This is a genomic window from Actinoallomurus vinaceus, assembly GCF_039542055.1.
GTDB lineage: Bacteria > Actinomycetota > Actinomycetes > Streptosporangiales > Streptosporangiaceae > Actinoallomurus > Actinoallomurus vinaceus.
The window spans coordinates 104,282-119,996 of record NZ_BAABHK010000001.1; the positions used below are offsets into that span (position 1 = coordinate 104,282).

16 protein-coding genes and 1 pseudogene are annotated in these 15,715 nt (G+C 71.8%); 10 read left to right on the plus strand and 7 right to left on the minus strand.

The annotated features are described in order from the left end of the window. Window positions 1-28 precede the first annotated feature (28 nt). On the plus strand, window positions 29-1,222 hold the full coding sequence (locus ABEA24_RS00500; RefSeq protein WP_345428152.1) for an FAD-dependent monooxygenase: 1,194 nt from the start codon (window positions 29-31) through the stop codon (window positions 1,220-1,222). Window positions 1,223-1,293: 71 nt separating this feature from the next. Here the strand turns inward: ABEA24_RS00500 and ABEA24_RS00505 are convergent, their stop codons facing one another. The 3 genes from ABEA24_RS00505 to ABEA24_RS00515 form a co-directional block, all read right to left on the minus strand. Continuing rightward, window positions 1,294-2,514 carry an RNA polymerase sigma factor gene (locus ABEA24_RS00505; RefSeq protein ID WP_345428154.1) on the minus strand — a complete coding sequence of 407 codons (1,221 nt, stop codon included), beginning with the start codon at window positions 2,512-2,514 and terminating at the stop codon, window positions 1,294-1,296. Window positions 2,515-2,517: 3 nt separating this feature from the next. Further along, window positions 2,518-2,862 carry a YciI family protein gene (locus ABEA24_RS00510; protein ID WP_345428156.1) on the minus strand — a complete coding sequence of 115 codons (345 nt, stop codon included), beginning with the start codon at window positions 2,860-2,862 and terminating at the stop codon, window positions 2,518-2,520. Window positions 2,863-2,982: 120 nt separating this feature from the next. Then, complete coding sequence (locus ABEA24_RS00515) at window positions 2,983-3,588, minus strand: TetR/AcrR family transcriptional regulator (RefSeq protein WP_345428158.1); 606 nt, start codon at window positions 3,586-3,588, stop codon at window positions 2,983-2,985. Between the two features lie 130 nt (window positions 3,589-3,718). On the opposite strand from ABEA24_RS00515, the gene ABEA24_RS00520 reads away from it, so the two are divergent. After that, window positions 3,719-4,279 carry a TIGR03086 family metal-binding protein gene (locus tag ABEA24_RS00520; protein WP_345428160.1) on the plus strand — a complete coding sequence of 187 codons (561 nt, stop codon included), beginning with the start codon at window positions 3,719-3,721 and terminating at the stop codon, window positions 4,277-4,279. A 9-nt stretch (window positions 4,280-4,288) separates the two neighbouring features. On the opposite strand, the gene ABEA24_RS00525 is transcribed toward ABEA24_RS00520, so the two are convergent. After that, entirely contained in the window at window positions 4,289-4,963 is a 675-nt protein-coding gene (locus tag ABEA24_RS00525) for a response regulator transcription factor (protein ID WP_345428162.1), read from the minus strand. A 222-nt stretch (window positions 4,964-5,185) separates the two neighbouring features. Then, window positions 5,186-6,400, minus strand: coding sequence for a sensor histidine kinase (locus ABEA24_RS00530; RefSeq protein WP_345428164.1), 1,215 nt, complete (start codon window positions 6,398-6,400; stop codon window positions 5,186-5,188). Window positions 6,401-6,614: 214 nt separating this feature from the next. On the opposite strand from ABEA24_RS00530, the gene ABEA24_RS00535 reads away from it, so the two are divergent. From ABEA24_RS00535 to ABEA24_RS00545, 3 genes are all read left to right on the plus strand, one after another. Beyond that, entirely contained in the window at window positions 6,615-7,475 is an 861-nt protein-coding gene (locus ABEA24_RS00535; protein ID WP_345429594.1) for an ATP-binding cassette domain-containing protein, read from the plus strand. Next, window positions 7,472-9,034 (plus strand): DUF1349 domain-containing protein, encoded by a 1,563-nt coding sequence (locus tag ABEA24_RS00540; protein ID WP_345428165.1) that lies wholly within the window; start codon window positions 7,472-7,474, stop codon window positions 9,032-9,034. Before ABEA24_RS00535 ends, ABEA24_RS00540 begins: the two co-directional genes overlap by 4 nt. Before the next feature lie 132 nt (window positions 9,035-9,166). Continuing rightward, complete coding sequence (locus tag ABEA24_RS00545; RefSeq protein WP_345428167.1) at window positions 9,167-9,943, plus strand: ABC transporter permease subunit; 777 nt, start codon at window positions 9,167-9,169, stop codon at window positions 9,941-9,943. A 42-nt stretch (window positions 9,944-9,985) separates the two neighbouring features. Here ABEA24_RS00545 and ABEA24_RS00550 read toward each other — a convergent pair whose 3' ends face one another. Beyond that, window positions 9,986-10,933, minus strand: coding sequence for a TetR/AcrR family transcriptional regulator C-terminal domain-containing protein (locus tag ABEA24_RS00550; protein ID WP_345428168.1), 948 nt, complete (start codon window positions 10,931-10,933; stop codon window positions 9,986-9,988). A 189-nt stretch (window positions 10,934-11,122) separates the two neighbouring features. On the opposite strand from ABEA24_RS00550, the gene ABEA24_RS00555 reads away from it, so the two are divergent. The 3 genes from ABEA24_RS00555 to ABEA24_RS00565 are packed head-to-tail and all read left to right on the plus strand — an operon-like array spanning window position 11,123 to window position 14,169. Beyond that, entirely contained in the window at window positions 11,123-12,013 is an 891-nt protein-coding gene (locus ABEA24_RS00555) for an alpha/beta fold hydrolase (protein WP_345428170.1), read from the plus strand. A gap of 5 nt (window positions 12,014-12,018) precedes the next feature. Next, complete coding sequence (locus ABEA24_RS00560; protein ID WP_345428172.1) at window positions 12,019-12,714, plus strand: efflux MFS transporter permease; 696 nt, start codon at window positions 12,019-12,021, stop codon at window positions 12,712-12,714. Between the two features lie 60 nt (window positions 12,715-12,774). After that, on the plus strand, window positions 12,775-14,169 hold the full coding sequence (locus ABEA24_RS00565) for a glycoside hydrolase family 28 protein (RefSeq protein WP_345428174.1): 1,395 nt from the start codon (window positions 12,775-12,777) through the stop codon (window positions 14,167-14,169). A gap of 7 nt (window positions 14,170-14,176) precedes the next feature. Here the strand turns inward: ABEA24_RS00565 and ABEA24_RS00570 are convergent, their stop codons facing one another. Further along, a complete protein-coding gene (locus ABEA24_RS00570; RefSeq protein WP_345428176.1) occupies window positions 14,177-14,569 on the minus strand; it encodes a MarR family winged helix-turn-helix transcriptional regulator in 393 nt (130 codons plus the stop codon). Between ABEA24_RS00570 and ABEA24_RS00575 the strand changes: the two are divergent. Together ABEA24_RS00575 and ABEA24_RS00580 are read left to right on the plus strand one after the other, a co-directional pair. Next, window positions 14,492-14,653: pseudogene (locus ABEA24_RS00575) on the plus strand (alpha/beta hydrolase fold domain-containing protein); the annotation flags it as partial. The gene ABEA24_RS00570 and the pseudogene ABEA24_RS00575 overlap by 78 nt on opposite strands. Before the next feature lie 216 nt (window positions 14,654-14,869). Beyond that, the gene (locus ABEA24_RS00580) at window positions 14,870-15,706 is read left to right on the plus strand and encodes a PhzF family phenazine biosynthesis protein (RefSeq protein WP_345429595.1); all 837 of its coding nucleotides are present in this window, start codon (window positions 14,870-14,872) and stop codon (window positions 15,704-15,706) included. Window positions 15,707-15,715 lie beyond the last annotated feature (9 nt).

Consider the following 15,715-nt stretch of genomic DNA (forward strand, 5'->3'; position numbering starts at 1 on the left):
GTCAACGCCCCCGGCGAGAGTCGGGGACATGAAGAACACGACAGTCCTGATCTCCGGCGCGAGCATCGCCGGCCCCGCCCTCGCCTACTGGCTCGAGCGCTACGGCTGCACCGTCACGGTCGTCGAGAAGGCCCCCGCCCTGCGCGCCGGAGGCCAGGCCGTCGACTTCAAGGGCCCGACCCACATGAAGGTCCTCGAGCGCATGGGGATCCTCGAGGAGGTCCGCCGCCGTCAGACCGGCTCGCACGACACCACCTTCATCGACGCGGACGGGCGGCCGCAGGCGGTCATGCCCGCCGAGTTCACCGGTGGTGCGATCGAGATCCAGCGCGGCGCCCTGGCCGCCCTCCTGTACGAGCGGACGGCGGCGCGGTGCGAGTACATCTTCGGCGACTCGATCACCTCGCTGACCGAGACGGCGGCCGGCGTGCACGTCACCTTCGAACGCGGCGCGCCGCGCACCTTCGACCTCGTGGTCGGCGCGGACGGCATCCACTCCAACGTCCGCCGCCTGGCCTTCGGCCCCGAGGATGACTACGTGCGCTTTCTCGGGCACTACTACGCGCTCGCCGACATCTCCGCCGGGGGCGCCGCGGCGCAGAGCGTGATGTACAACGAGCCGGGCCGCATGGTCTCGCTCTGGGGCAACAAGGCGTCAGCGTTCTTCGTCTTCGCCTCCGAGCGGCTCGAGTACGACCGCTGGAACACCGACCAGCAGAAGCAGCTCCTCGCCCGCGCCTACGAGGCTGCGAAGTGGAAGACCCCGGAGATCGTCGCCGCGCTGCCGAACGCCTCCGACTTCTACCTCGACTCGATCAGCCGTGTCGAGATGGACCACTACGCCAAGGGCCGGGTCGTCCTGCTCGGCGACGCCGCGTACGGCAACACCCTGGGCGGCTTCGGTACCGGCCTGGCCATCGTCGGCGCGTACGTGCTCGCCGGGGAGCTCGCGGCGGCCGGCGGCGACCACCGCGTGGCGTTCCAGCGGTACGAGGAGGAGTTCCGCGGCTACGCCAAGATCGCGCGGAAGGGCAACGCCGGTCCGTTCCTCGCCCCGCCGACCCAGGCCCGTATCACCATGCGGAACCAGATGTTCAAGCGCCGGTTCCTGCTCAAGTCGATGCTGTGGATGACCGACAGGTTCGCCTCGAACATCGACCTCAAGGACTACCCGGCCCCTCCCCCTGGTCACCGGCGCATGGCCCCGGCACACCAGGTATGACGACGGACCACGTCAGGCCGGGAAGGCGGCAGAACGGTCGCCGTCCCGGCCTGATGACCAGCGCGCGACGCCTATGTGGGGAGCTCGGCGATCCGGCGGCGCAGGTGGTCGGCCTGGGGGTCGTTCATCCCGATCGCGAGCGCTCGCTCGTAGGCGGTGCGCGCCTCGGCGGGCCGGCTGAGGCGGTGCAGCAGTTCGGCGCGGGTGGCGTGCCACCACGGATACTCGTCCAGGCCCGGGATCGCGTCGACCAGGGCCAGGCCGGCCGCCGGTCCGTCCAGCTCGGCCACGGCCACCGCCCGGTTCAGCCGTACGACGCCGGTGTCCTGGACGGTGAGCAGCACGTCGTACCAGGAGATCACGGCGTCCCAGTCGGTCGCGGCGTACGAGGGGGCGAGCGCGTGGCACGCGGCGATCGCGGCCTGCACGACGTACGCGTCCGGCCGTTCCGGGGTGCGCCGCAACGCCGCGCCGACCAGCTCGACCCCCTCCTTGATCTCCGTGAAGTCCCAGCGGCCGCGGTCCTGGTCGGCGAGCAGGACCGGGCGGCCCTCGGCGTCGACGCGGGCCGCGCGCCGGGCGTCCTGAAGCAGCAACAGCGCCAGCAGGCCGAGGACGGTCGGCTCGTCGGGCATCAGCTCCGCCAGGAGGCGGGCGAGCCGGATCGCCTCGGCCGTCAGCGGGGCGCGGACCAGGTCGCCGCCGGAGCCCGCCGTGTACCCCGCGGTGAAGATGAGGTAGACGGTGGCCGCGACTCCCGACAGCCGCGCGGGGAGCTCCTCGGCGGGCGGCACCCGGTACGGGATGCGGGCCCGCGCGATCTTCTGTTTCGCTCGGGTGAGGCGCTTGGCCATCGTCGCCTCGGGCACCAGCAGTCCGCGGGCGACCTCCGCGGTGGACAGTCCGCCGAGGGTCCGCAGCGCGAGCGCGACCTGTGCCTCCACCGCCAGGCAGGGATGGCAGCAGGTGAAGACCAACCGGAGGAGGTCGTCGCGGACGACCTCGGGAGGCTCGGGATCCGGAGGGATGAACGCCACCGCCTCCGCCTCCTTCCCGGCCCGGCGCGCCTCGCGGCGGATGACGTCGATCGCCCGGCGTTTCGCGGCGACCACCAGCCAGGCGCGCGGGTCGTCCGGCACGCCGTCCCGCGGCCACGTCTCCAGCGCGCGGACCACGGCGTCCTGCACCGCGTCCTCGGCCAGGTCCACGCTGCCGGTGACGCGGATCAGCGTGGCCAGCACGCGGGCACCCTCCTCGCGTACCAGCCTCGCCGCCGCGCCACCGGCCTCCATCGGTCAGAACTGGATGACCGGACGGACCTCGACCGCGCCGTCCCAGGCCGCCGGGATCTTGGCCGCGACCGCGACCGCCTCGTCCAGATCGGCGCATTCGAGCACGTAGAAGCCGGTCAGGGCCTCCTTCGTCTCGGCGTACGGCCCATCACTCGTGATCACGTCGCCGCCCTTGCCGCCGGAGACCCGCACGGTCGTCGCCGTGGCGGTCGGGTACAGCGCGTGGCCGCCCTTGATCACATCGGCGGCCGCCTTGCCGAACTCGTTGTAGTCCTTCGTCTCCTCGGCGTGCTCCGGCTGCGTCCAGTCGACGTCGCGCGTGTAGGTGAGGGCGATGTACGTAGGCATGACCGACTCCTTCGGGTTCTGGGCCGACTCCGGTCGCCGGCCTTCACTCTAAGGACGTACGGCCGGATCCCGGCAGGACACCTCGCGACGACGAATTCCCCGGGATCGCCGGGCCGGTCCTCAACCCGCCGCCGCGTCGCCTGATCCCGGTGCCGGGGAGGACAGGACGCGGTCGACGAGCGCGTCGACGTAGGCGGCACTGAGCGGGCCGACGCCGAACAGGACGCGGACGTACATCGGGGCCAGGATGTGGTCGAGGATGTCCAGGCCGTCGGGGGCGTGTTCGCCGCGTGCGCGGGCGCGGGCGAGCATGCCCTCGAGTTGGCGGCCGCGCTCGGCGAGGAAGCGGCCCCTGGCCTGGACGCCCGCCTCGCCGGCCGTCGACAGGGCGATGACCAGGCGCAGCACCGCCAGGCCGTCGGGGCCGGTGACGTCACGCGCCACGTTGGCGGCGTAGGAGCGCAGATCGCCCTCCAGGGTGCCGGTGTCGGGAATCGGGGAGGTGTCGGTGAGCCAGGTGATCGCCACGTCCGTGAGCAGGGCCTCGAGGGTGCCCCAGCGGCGGTAGACGCTCGTGTCGGCCACACCGGCGCGGGCCGCGACGTCGCCGACGGTGAAGTTGCCGTGGCCGCGCTCGGCGACCAGGTCGGTGACCGCCTGGTGTACGGCCGCGCGGACCCGGGCGCTGCGCCCCCCGGGTCGGCGGGCCCGCTGCTGTTCCGTCACGCCCTTCAGTTTAACGCAGCTGCAACTTGCGTTAAGAGTCGGACGAGACCTATCGTGCTGCTAACGCAGCCACCGACTGCTTTAGTGGGCGACCGTGGGAACCCCTCTTCCGCAACCCCTGGAGAACGCCATGACCAGCGTGATCGACCAGATCGACCGGGCCGTCACCATGACCGCCGCCATCGTCGAGGGCATCGGCCCCGACCGGCTCGCGGCCTCGACGCCCTGCGAGAAGTGGGACGTGCGCACCGAGCTGAACCACCTGGTCGGCGGCATGCGGATCTTCGCCGCCGAGCTCACCGGGACCGACGCCGGCGGCGCCCACGAGGACGACTGGCTCGGCGCCGACCCGCAGGCCGCCTACGCCACCGCCGCAGGCCTCGACCGGGCGGCGTGGCATCGCCCGGGTGTCCTCGAGGCGACGGTACGGCTGGGGTTCGGCGCCGTCCCCGCCCCGATGGCCGCGCTCATCCACCTGACCGAGGTCCTCGTCCACGGCGCCGACCTGGCGGTCGCCACCGGCCAGGAGGCGCTCATCGACGAGCCGGCCTGCGAGGAACTGCTCACCGTCATGTGCGGCATGGACTTCAGCGCCTTCCGCCGCCCCGACATGTTCGGCCCGGAGGTCCCCGCTCCCGCCGACGCCCCCGCGCACCGGCGGCTTCTCGCCTTCCTCGGCCGGCCGCTTTGACGCCCCGGATCAGCCGGGGTCGGCGGGATCGAGGACGCGGTAGCCCACGCCAGGCGAGGTGACGACCACGGGCGGGTCGCCGAGCTTGCGGCGCAGCCGGCCGATGGTCACCGGGACGGTGTTGGTGAACGGATCGGCGTGCTCGTCCCAGACCTGTTCGAGCAGGTCCTCCGCGCTGAGGTACGCGGGCGCGGCGCGCAGCAGCGCCTCGAGGACCCCGAACTCCTTGAGGGACAGGTCGAGCCGGCGGCCGTCGCGGACGACGGTGCGCCGTACCGGATCCAGTTCGATCCCAGCCGCGCGAAGCGTACGGGCCCGAGCGGCGGGCCGGCGGCGCGCGAGGGCGCGGACGCGCAGGACGAGCTCGGGGAAGTGGAACGGCTTGGCGAGGTAGTCGTCGGCCCCCAGGCTCAGCCCGCTGACCCGGTCGCCGGGCGCGCCGGCGGCGGTCAGCATGAGGACCATCGCCCGGTCGTCGTTCTCGGTGATCATCTGGCAGAGCACGTCACCGTGGATCCCCGGCAGGTCCCGGTCGAGGACGACCACGTCGTACGCGTTGCGGTCGAGCTTGGCCGCGGCCTCCAGCCCGTCGTGGGCGACGTCCACCGCCATGCCCTGGTCGCGCAGGCCCTCGGCCAGGACGTCGGCGAGGGACCGGGCGTCCTCGACCACCAGCACCCTCACGCCGGCCCGTCCGTCCGCTTCGCCATCAGCGTTCTCACGGCGGCCCGCCGATTCGCCCTGCCACCATGCGCTCTCACGCCGGCCCGTCCGTTCGCTTCGCCGCCGGCACTCTCACGTCGGCCCATCCGTCCGCTTCGCCACCAGCACCCTCACGCGGGCCCGTTCGCTTCGCCGCCGGCGTTCTCGCGCCGGCCCGCCGATTCGCTCTGCCACCATGCGATCTCACGCCGGGACGCCCGCCCGCTCCGCGCCGACCACCGACGGCAGCGAGACGCCGACGCGCAGGCCGCCGTCGGGGCGGGCGCGCAGGTCCAGAGTGCCGCCGTGCGCGGTGGCGACCGCCGCGACGATCGACAGCCCGAGCCCGGTCCCGTCGCCCGTGCCGGTCCGGTCGGCGCCGAGCCGCCGGAACGGCCGGGTCAGCCCGGCGACCTGCCCTGGGTCGAGCACCGCGCCGCCCGTCTCGACCACCAGGCGCGCGTTCTCGCCGTCGGCTGCGGTGGTGACGCGGATCCAGCCGCCGTCCTCGTTGTGGCGAATCGCGTTGTCGATGAGGTTGTCGACCATGCGGCGCAGGAGCGCCCGGCTGCCCCGTACCGGTGTGTCGCCGTCCGCGGTCTCGTGGACGGTCAATCGCCGGGCGGTGATTTCCGAGGACCGGGCGGCCACCGCTTCGGAGGCCACATGGGCGAGCGAGAGGATCGCGCGATCCGGGAGGTCGCCGTGCTGCGTCCGGGCGAGCACGAGGAGACCCTCCAGCAGGCGGTCGACCTGGTCGAGCTCGCCGCGTAGCCGGTCGGCGAGGGCGACCGTCTGGGGCGGCGCGGGCTCCGGCTTGGCCACCGCCACGTCCAGCGACGCCCGCATGGTGGTGAGCGGAGTGCGCAGCTCGTGGGAGGCGTCGGCGACGAAGCGCCGCTGGGCCGCGAAGGCGTCCTCCAGCCGTTCGAGCAGCTCGTCGATGGTGTCGGCGAGGTCCTTGACCTCGTCGGCGGGACCGGACACGGCCAGCCGCTCGTGCAGGCTGTCCGCGGTGATCCGCCGCGTCGCCGCCGTGATCGTCCGCAGCGGGCGCAGCACGCGGCCCGCGATCAGGCGTCCCAGCACGATCGACACCACGGCCATGACGGCCAGCGCGATCGCCGACCCCGCGAGCACCTGGCGGCCCTGGGCCGCGTGCTGCTCGGCCAGCTGATTCTGCAGCCAGTCGATCTGTTTCCGGGCCTCGGCCAGCGCGGCCTCCTGGGGCACCGGCTCCGGGCCGGGCACATGTGTGCTGACCTGTCTCGACCCGAGGGTCACGACGTTGGCGATCACCAGCAGCCCCACGCCGGACAGGAAGAACACGACGCCGTACAGGGCGGTGAACCGTGACCGTACGGTGCGGTCCGGCAGGCGGAACGACCGGGTGAGGCGGCGGACCGGCCCCATCGACATCACCATCTCCTCCGTCCGTGCGGGCACTCAGCATGCCCGGCCCGCCCTAACAGCGGGATAACAGCGCCCGTTCGGCCCGCGTTACGGCGTCCGCTCCAGGATCGGCCCGGTTCCCTCACAGCCGAGCGAAGAGGACGGGACAGTGCACAGGGAAGCAACCATCGAGGTCAACGGCCTGCGAAAACGCTTCGGGCCGACCGTGGCGCTGGACGGGATGTCGTTCACGGTGCGGCCGGGGCGGGTCACCGGGTTCGTCGGGCCCAACGGCGCCGGGAAGTCCACGACCATGCGCGTGATCCTCGGCCTGGACGCGGCCGACACGGGCACCGCGCTGGTCGGCGGCCGACCGTACGGGGGTCTGCGTGATCCCCTGCGCCACGTCGGGGCGCTGCTGGACGCCGCCGCGCTCCAGCCGAGCCGTACCGCCCGCAACCATCTGCTGTGGCTGGCCCACTCCCAGGGCCTGGGCACCAGGCGGGTCGACGAGGTGATCGAGCAGGTCGGGCTGCGGTCCGTGGCGCGGCGCCGGGCGGGCGGCTTCTCGCTGGGCATGCGGCAGCGGCTGGGGATCGCCGCGGCGTTGCTCGGCGACCCGCCGGTGCTGATGCTCGACGAGCCGGTCAACGGCCTCGATCCCGAGGGGATCCGGTGGATCCGCGGGTTCCTGCGGTCGCTGGCGGCGGAGGGCCGGGCCGTGCTGGTCTCCAGTCACCTCATGGGCGAGCTGCAGGACACCGCCGACCACCTCGTGGTGGTGGGCCGCGGCCGGGTCGTCGCCGACACCGGCGTCGCGGACCTGATCGCCGCCGCGTCCCAGGGCCGCGTCGCGGTGCGCACCCTGCACCCGGACCGGGCGATGACGGCACTGGCGCACGCCGGCGCCGCCGTGACCGTCACCGGTCGCGACACGCTCACCGTCTCCGGGCTGCCGGCCGAGCGGATCGTGACGTTCCTCTCCGCGAACGCCGTGCCGTTCTCCGAGGTCGCGGCCCACCGCGCGACGCTCGAGGAGGCGTACATGGAGCTCACCCGGGACGCGGTGGAGTTCCGCGCGGGGCGGGAGGCGGCCCGATGACCACCGTCTCGAATCGATCCCGCCCGCAGACACGGCGGCCGGGCTTCGCGCGGCTGCTGCGCGCGGAGTGGACCAAGTTCCGTACGGTCCGCGGCTGGGTGATCGGCCTGGCGATCGCGGCGCTGGTCACCGTGCTGCTCGGGCTCTTCTCCGCCTCGGGCAGCCAATCGTCGTGCGGCGGCCCGACCGATGTCTGCCCCGCCGTGCCGATCGGCCCGGGCGGCGAGGCGGTGGACGACAAGTTCTACTTCGTCCACCGGTCGCTGCAGGGGGACGGCTCCATCACGGTTCGCCTGACCTCCATGACCGGCCAGGTCCGCCTGCCGGACGCCACGCCCGGCGTCCGGAACGTCATCTCCAAGGTCGAGCCGTGGGCGAAGGCCGGCGTGATGGTCAAGGACGGCACCCGGCAGGGGTCGGCGTACGCGGCGCTGATGCTCACCGGCGCGCACGGCGTGCGGATGCAGTACAACTACACCCACGACGTCGCCGGCGGTCCAGGCGGCGTGTCGAGGACGTCCCCGCGCTGGCTGCGGCTGGTCCGCTCCGGCGACGACCTCACCGGCTACGAGTCGGCCGACGGCAGCCGGTGGTCGAAGGTGGGTACGGCCCGTCTGGCCGGGCTGCCGGCCACGGTGCGGATCGGCCTGTTCGCCGCGTCCCCGGGCGACCTGACGGTGACGCAGGCGGATCTCGGCGGGGTCGTCGCGGCGTCGCGCTTCGCCCAGGCCACCGGCGTCTTCGAAAGCGTGAGCGTGCGGGGAGGGACGTCGGGCGGCGCATGGAGCCACGACGACCTCGGAGCCACCAAGGAACCCGACGGGACGATCCACCATCCGGGCGGTGTCGTGGAGTCCGGCGGCACCTTCACCGTGACCGGGGTCGGCGACATCGCTCCCCGCACGGACGGCATGACCATCGAGAAGACACTCTCCGGACTGCCGGCGGGGCTGATCGTCGTGATCGTGGTGGCGGTGGTGTTCATCACCGCGGAGTACCGCCGGGGCCTGATCCGGACCACTCTGCTCGCCTCCCCGGGACGGGGCCGGGTGCTGGCGGCGAAGGCCGTCGTGCTCGCCGCGCTGACCTTCCTCGCCGGGCTGGTCGCCGCCGGTGTCACGATGCCGGTCGGCGCGCACATCCTGCGTTCCAACGGGAACTACATCCTCCCGGTCGCCTCGCTCACCCAGCTGCGCGTCGTGGCCGGTACCGCCGCGTTGGTCGCCGTCGTCGCCGTCCTCGCCCTCGCGCTCGGCACGGTGTTCCGGCGCAGCGCCCCGGCGATCACCACCGCCCTCGTGCTGGTCATCCTGCCGCGCATCCTCGCGACCACGTCCGTCCTGCCCGTGGACGCGGCGCGCTGGCTGCTGCGGCTCACCCCGGCCGCCGGGTTCGCGATCCAGCAGAGCATCCCGGCGTACCCGCAGGTCACCGCCTCCTTCTCGCCCCAAGCCGGTTGGTATCCGCTGCCGCCGTGGGCCGGTCTCGCGGTCTGCGGCGGATACGCCGCGCTCGCCCTCGGCCTGGCCGTCCTCCTGCTGCGCCGGAGGGACGCATGAGTGAGCGGAGCGAGCGAATCGTGAGGACAGCGGCTTGGGTCACTCCCTCGACGAAGGAGGGTTCATGAGTGAGCGGAGCGAGCGAATCGTGAGCACGGCGACTCGGGTCGCCCCCCCGACGAAGGAGGGTTCATGAGACGGGAACTGCACGCGGAGTGGACGAAGCTGCGCACCGTGACGAGCACGGCCTGGCTGCTGCTCGCCGGGGTCGCCCTGACCGTCGCCGTCAGCGCCGCGGTCGCCGCGACTGTGTCCTGCCCGGCGGCGGGCTGCCGGTACGACACCCCGAAGGTCGCCCTGACGGGAGTCCAGGCGGGCCAGGCGATCGTCGCCATCCTGGCCGTCCTGGTCATCACCGGCGAGTACGGCACCGGCATGATCCGGACCACGCTGGCGGCGATGCCGCGCCGGGACGCCGTCCTGGCCGCCAAGGCGACGATCCTCACCGGCCTGACGCTGGTCACGGGGACGATGTCGGTGCTCGGGTCGCTGCTCGCCGCACGGCTCATCCTGCCGGGCAACGGTTTCGTGCCCGCGCACGGTCAGCCGCCCTTGTCCCTGGCCGACGGGCCGACGCTGCGCGCGGCGGTCGGCTCGGTCCTCTACCTCGCGCTGATCGCCCTGCTCGGCCTCGGCGTCGCCACCGTCGTACGGGACTCGGCGACGGCCATCGGCGTCGTGTTCGGCCTGCTGTACATCCTCGCGGTCCTGCCGGTCATGGTCTCGGACCCGGACTGGCAACGGCTCCTGTGGCGGATCTCGCCGATGGAGGCGGGGCTCGCGGTCCAGTCGACCACGCGCCTGTCGAGCCTGCCGCTCGGCCCGTGGGCCGGGCTGGGCGTGCTCGCCGCGTGGGCCGCCGGGTCGCTGCTCACCGGCGGCCTGCTACTCCGGCTGCGCGACGCGTAAGGCCCGGCGTCGCGTCCGGCGCGGAGAGAAGGCGCCACTGGTTCACGCTCGGGCTTGATCCTCCACCATGACGGCGAAACCATCGAGATGGCGGGCAAGGCTGTACTCGAACAGTCCGTCCAGGTCCGACACTGTTTCCTCGTCAATCGTGGCCAGCAGTGGAAATCGTCCGCTGCCGAGGAGCTCGTCGGCCCGCTGTCGCTGTTCCAGCCACCACTGGTCGAGTGGCACACCGGTCTCCTGCTCCGCTTCGGTCTCGTCCGCCATGGGCAGGGCAACGGTGATGACCAGTGCGTGCAGCGTGAGTGCTTCGCGAATCCGCGTCGTCATGGGCAGCCCGAGCCCGTCGAGTGCGCGCAGGGTCCATTCGGTGTGCGCCATCATGTTGGGCACCAGCAGGGGGCGAGTGAACGACACGGCCCTGGGGAGCCAGAGGTGCCGCCGGCACAGCTCCCACTGTCGGCGGGAGATCAGTTCGAGCTTGGCTCGCCACCCCTCTGGCCCCGGGACGGGTAGCTCGGGTTCGCCGAAGACCTCGTCGGTCATCTGCGTCACCAGTTCGTCCTTGTTCGCCACGTGCCGGTAGAGCGACATCGGACCGACCCCGAGCTCGGCCGCGAGCCGTCGCATGGACACGGCGTCGAGTCCTTCGACATCGGCGATCGCGATGGCGGTGCGGAGGACCTCCTTCCGGTTCAGTGCCTGTTTGGGCCGCGGTCTCGGCGACGTGGTCAGGCCGGCCGGCTGCTTGGGGCGCGTGCGGGCGCTGACCACCGTGCCGGAACCGACCTTGGCTTCAACGAGCTCGTCGTCGCGGAGAGCCGCCATCACCTTGGTCGCGGTCGCGATCGCGACGCCCCACCGCTGGGCGATCTGCCGGATGGAGGGCACCCGGTCGCCGGGCCGCAGGTCGCCGGACAGGATCTGGGCACGGATCTCCGCGACGATCCGCCGGTAGGGCGGATCCGGTCGCTGCGTCGACGACGGCATGGGAGCTCCCGATCCATCGGTGAGATCGTCTGTCTGTCGCGAGTGTACTAGTTCAATTCCGTCAGTACTAGTTCACTTTGTCTGCATAAACACCAGGAAAAGGTCCACATCTTTGGTGACGTCGATACCATGTACGCACGGCAGCTGATACGTCGTACGCATCCACAAGAGGCCTAAGGGGAGACAGCGATGACAACGAACCACGAAGCAGAGGCCGCCGCTGACGATCGCCGGCCGCCGACCCTGGTGTTCGTCCATGGCACCAACTCTTCGTCGTTCTTCTGCTCGGGACTGATCAGCGAACTCACCCTGCGCGGGCACCGGGCCGTGGCCGTCGACCTTCCGGGACACGGCGCCGAAGGGTTCTTCCCGCGGGCGTACCAGGCTCCGCAGGACCTCGAGGCGCTGGCGACCGAGCCGTCGCCGCTCGCCAAGGTCACCATCGACGACTATGTCGAGCGCGTCGTGGACGTGGTGCGCCGCGCCCGTAGCCACGGGCCCGTGATCCTCGCCGGCGCCAGCCAGGGCGGCGTCACCGTGAGCAGGGTCGGCAACGCCATCCCCGACCTGCTCGAGCGGGTCGTCTACATGGCGGCGTACTGCTGCGTCGACCTGCCGAACCTGGCCGCCTATCTGGAAACACCCGAGAACAGCGAGAGCCTGCTTCCCCGGGTGATGGCGGCGATGGCCGCCGATCCGGCGAACCTGGGGGTGAGCCGGATCAACTGGCGCTCGGCCGACCCGGACGTGATCGACGGCATCAAGCAGTGCCTGGCCGGTGACTTCACCGACGAGGGCGCGAGGCGGCTGCTCAACATGCTCGAGCCGGACGAGCCCGCCGGCATTCCCATGGCCGACGCCCGGGGCGAAGCACAGACCTGGGGCCGGATTCCGCGGACGTATGTGCGCTTCACCCTCGACCGGCTGATTCCGCCGGCACTGCAGGACCGATTCATCAGCGAGGCCGACCGCCTCACTCCGGACAACCCGACCGACGTGCGAAGCGTTGCGGCACCCCACGTCGGCCCGTTCGAACGACCTGAACTGGTGGAGATCTTCTCCGAGCTGGCCGGCCGCTGACCGGCGTGGCCGCGACCGATGAGTTCCGTGCCGGGACCGCCGTCCCGGAGGTTTACCGGTGGCGGTGGGTGGCGTTGTTCGGGCTCCTGGCCGTCCTGGGTGGCCTGCGGTTTCTGCCCGAGTCGCGGTCCACGCGTCCGCCCAGGCTGGACCTGGGCGGTGTGGCCTTCGCGGGGGTGGCCTCGCTGCTGTTGGTCTTTCCCTTGGTGCAGGGCCGCGAGCTCGGCTGGCCGGTGTGGACGTTCTCGATGATGGCCGGGGGTGTCGTCGTCTTTGGCCTCTTCGGCTGGTACGAGAGCCGCCGGCAGCGTGCGGGCGCTGATCCGCTCGTCGTGCCGAGCCTGTTCCGCAAGCGGGGTTTCACGGGAGGGCTGATCGTGGGGGTCGTGTTCTTTGCCGGGATGGCCGGGTTCTCCCTTGTCTTCAGTCTGTTCTTGCAGGTGGGGCTGGGATATTCGCCGCTGCGGGCGGGGCTGTCCACGGTGCCCTGGTCGGTCGGTGTGATCGTCGGGTTCGGTGTCGCTCAGGTCGTGCAGCGGTTCGGCCGCCGGGTCATTCACGGCGGTGCGCTGTTGATGGCCCTCGGTGCCGGGGGAATCGTCCTCACCCTGCACCTGGCCGGTACCGGCGTCGGCCCCTGGCAGTTCGCTCCCGCGCTGATCGTCACCGGCATCTATCAAGTGCGTCGTCTCCGGCGTTGACGCGGGGAGCGCGGGATGTCACGGTGTGGGAAAAGGTTTTCCTGTGGCGTGAGGTGGCCCATGACCGGTCCCGCGAGACGAGACGTGCTCAGGATGGGCGCGCTGGTAGCGGGCGGGCTGCCGATGCTCGCCCGCACCGCGGCCGAGGGCACGGCGGGTGTCGCCGCGCGGGTGCGGCCGCCGCGATTCCGCGACGCCTGGTTCCCGATCACCGACTTCGGCGCCGTCGACGACGGGACGACCGACTGCACGCGGGCGATCGACGCGGCGATCCGGGCCTGCCACGCGGCGGGCGGGGGCCACGTCCTGGTGCCCGCGGGCCGGTGGGCGACCGGCGCGATCCACCTGCTGAGCCGCGTCGACCTGCACGTCGACCGGGGAGCGACCCTGCTGTTCAACACCGACCCGGCCGCGTACCTGCCGGTCGTGCTGACGCGCTGGCAGGGCGTCGAGGCGTACAACTACTCACCGCTGATCTACGCCCACGGGCAGCGGGACATCGCCGTGACGGGCCAGGGCGTCCTCGACGCCCAGGGCGACAACGGGCACTGGTGGTTCTGGGTCGGCTCCGGGCAGTACGGCTGGAAGCCCGGCATGCCGAACCAGCGGGCGGACTGGGCGGCCCTGGAACGGATGGGCGTGGAGGGGGTCCCGGTCGGGCAGCGGGTCTTCGGCGCGGGCCACTACCTCCGGCCGAGCTTCATCCAGCCGTACGCCTGCCGGAACGTCCTCATCGAGGGCGTCACCCTGCGGCACTCTCCGATGTGGAACGTCCATCCGGTGCTGTGCCGGAACGTCACGGTGCGCGACGTTTCAGTGGAGAGTCTCGGGCCCAACGGCGACGGCTGCGATCCCGACTCCTGCCAGGACGTGGTGATCCAGCGAACGAGGTTCGCCACCCACGACGACTGCATCGCCATCAAGTCGGGACGGGACGAGGACGGCCGTCGGGTCGGCGTCCCGTCGAAGAACATCCTCGTCGAGGACTGCGTCTTCACCAGCGGCGGCGGCGCGGTGGCGATCGGCAGCGAGATGAGCGGCGGCGTGTCGGACGTGGTCGCGCGGCGGCTCCGTCTCCCGCACGACGCGTCGCTCGACGAGGCGAGTGTCGCGTGGATCCTGTCGATCAAATCGACCTCGACGCGCGGCGGGTACATCCGGAACGTCCGGGTCACCGACGTCTCGTGCCCCGCGTGGACGTACGTGCCGTTCGAGGTCACCTACACCTACATGGGCGGCGCCGGCGGCGAGCTGTATCCGGACGTGTCGGGCATCACCGTACGGGACTGGTCGGTCGGCGGCCCCTGCGACTACGCCTACCGGATCCGCGGCGCGCAGACCGCCCCCGTACGCGACGTGCGCCTGACGAACCTCACGTTCGAGCATGCCGCACACGCGCCGGTCGTCGAGAACGCCGACGTCACGACGCGTCACGTGACCGTGCGAGGGGCCTAGGCGTGCGTCAGCCTGTGGGCATGCCGATCTGATCGCGTTCCAGTGCGGAGCGGAGTTGCGAGAGGGTCTGCGCAACGGTCGACATCAGGGGTCCGTCGAGAGTGCCTCCGATCAGCTCGGCCAGCCGCTCGGCGAAGGTGCCCTCCGCCGCGTCGACCAACTGCAAGCCCTCATCGGTCAGCGCCAGCAGCGATGACCGGCGATCCGATGGATTCGGTTGCCGGACGACCCATCCCTGCTTCTCCAGGCGGTCGACGCCCTTGCTGGTCGCCCCGATACCGACCGCGAACTCGGCAGCCAGATCCGCCACCCGGGACCCGGGATGGTCACGGAGGTGGCGCAGGAACTCGAACTGCGACGTGACGATCCCGTGCCGCTCGACCGGCTGGCCCCCGAGCACCCGTTCCCGGCCGCGATCGAAGACGCGCTGAGCGCCTACCGCGCACTGCTCGACAGCGGCGAAGACCCTTCCACCATCGCGTTCGCCGGGGACTCCGCCGGCGGTGGCCTCACCGTCACCACCTGCCTTGCCGCCCGCGAGCACGTCGGCGGGGTAAAGCCGGCCGATTCACATGGCCCCGGAGGTGACGTCGAAGCCGTTACCCGCACCAGTGCCGCGTGGGGTGTTGGCGAGCAGGGAAGACCACTGGTTCGGATTGGCTCTGGGGCCGTGTTCGGTTCGGCCAACAGGATGGGGCCTATGACGACGCAACGCGAGTTCCAGCAGGTCGACGTGTTCACCGACGAGCCGTACCGGGGGAACCCGGTGGCGGTCGTGCTCGATGGGGAGGGGCTGTCGGCCGAGGAGATGCAGCGGTTCGCGCGGTGGACGAACCTGTCGGAGACGACGTTCGTGCTGCCGCCGACGACGCCGGACGCCGACTATCGAGTGCGGATCTTCACGCCGTCCACGGAGCTGCCCTTCGCGGGGCATCCGACGCTGGGGACCTGCCATGCGTGGCTGTCGGCCGCCGGTGACCGGCAGCGCGATGTGATCGTGCAGGAGTGCGGTGCCGGGATGGTCACCGTGCGGCGGACCGATGACGGGCTCGCCTTCGCCGCGCCGCCGCTCGTACGGTCCGGCCCTGTCGATGAGGCGCTGGTCAGGAAGATCGCGGCGATGCTTCGTATCGACCGCGACGAGATCGTGGACGCGCAGTGGGCCGACAACGGCCCTCACTGGGTGGCACTGCTGCTCGCCGACGCCGATGCCGTGCTCGCGCTGCGGCCGGGCGACATCGAGACGCTGTACATCGGTGTGGCAGGGCCGTACCCGCCCGGCTCTCCTGAGGCGGTCGAGGTGCGGGCGTTCCACCCGACGGGCAACGGCACCGCCGAGGACCCGGTGACCGGCAGCCTGAACGCGTCGCTCGCCGAATGGCTGCTGCGCACCGGCCGGGTGACCGCGCCGTATGTGGCCGGCCAGGGCACCGTGCTCGGCCGCCGAGGACGGGTTCACGTCTCGGTGGACGGCGACGACACGATCTGGGTCGGCGGCGGCACGATCACCTGCGTCTCCGGCCGAGTCGAGCTGTAACGCCCTGCA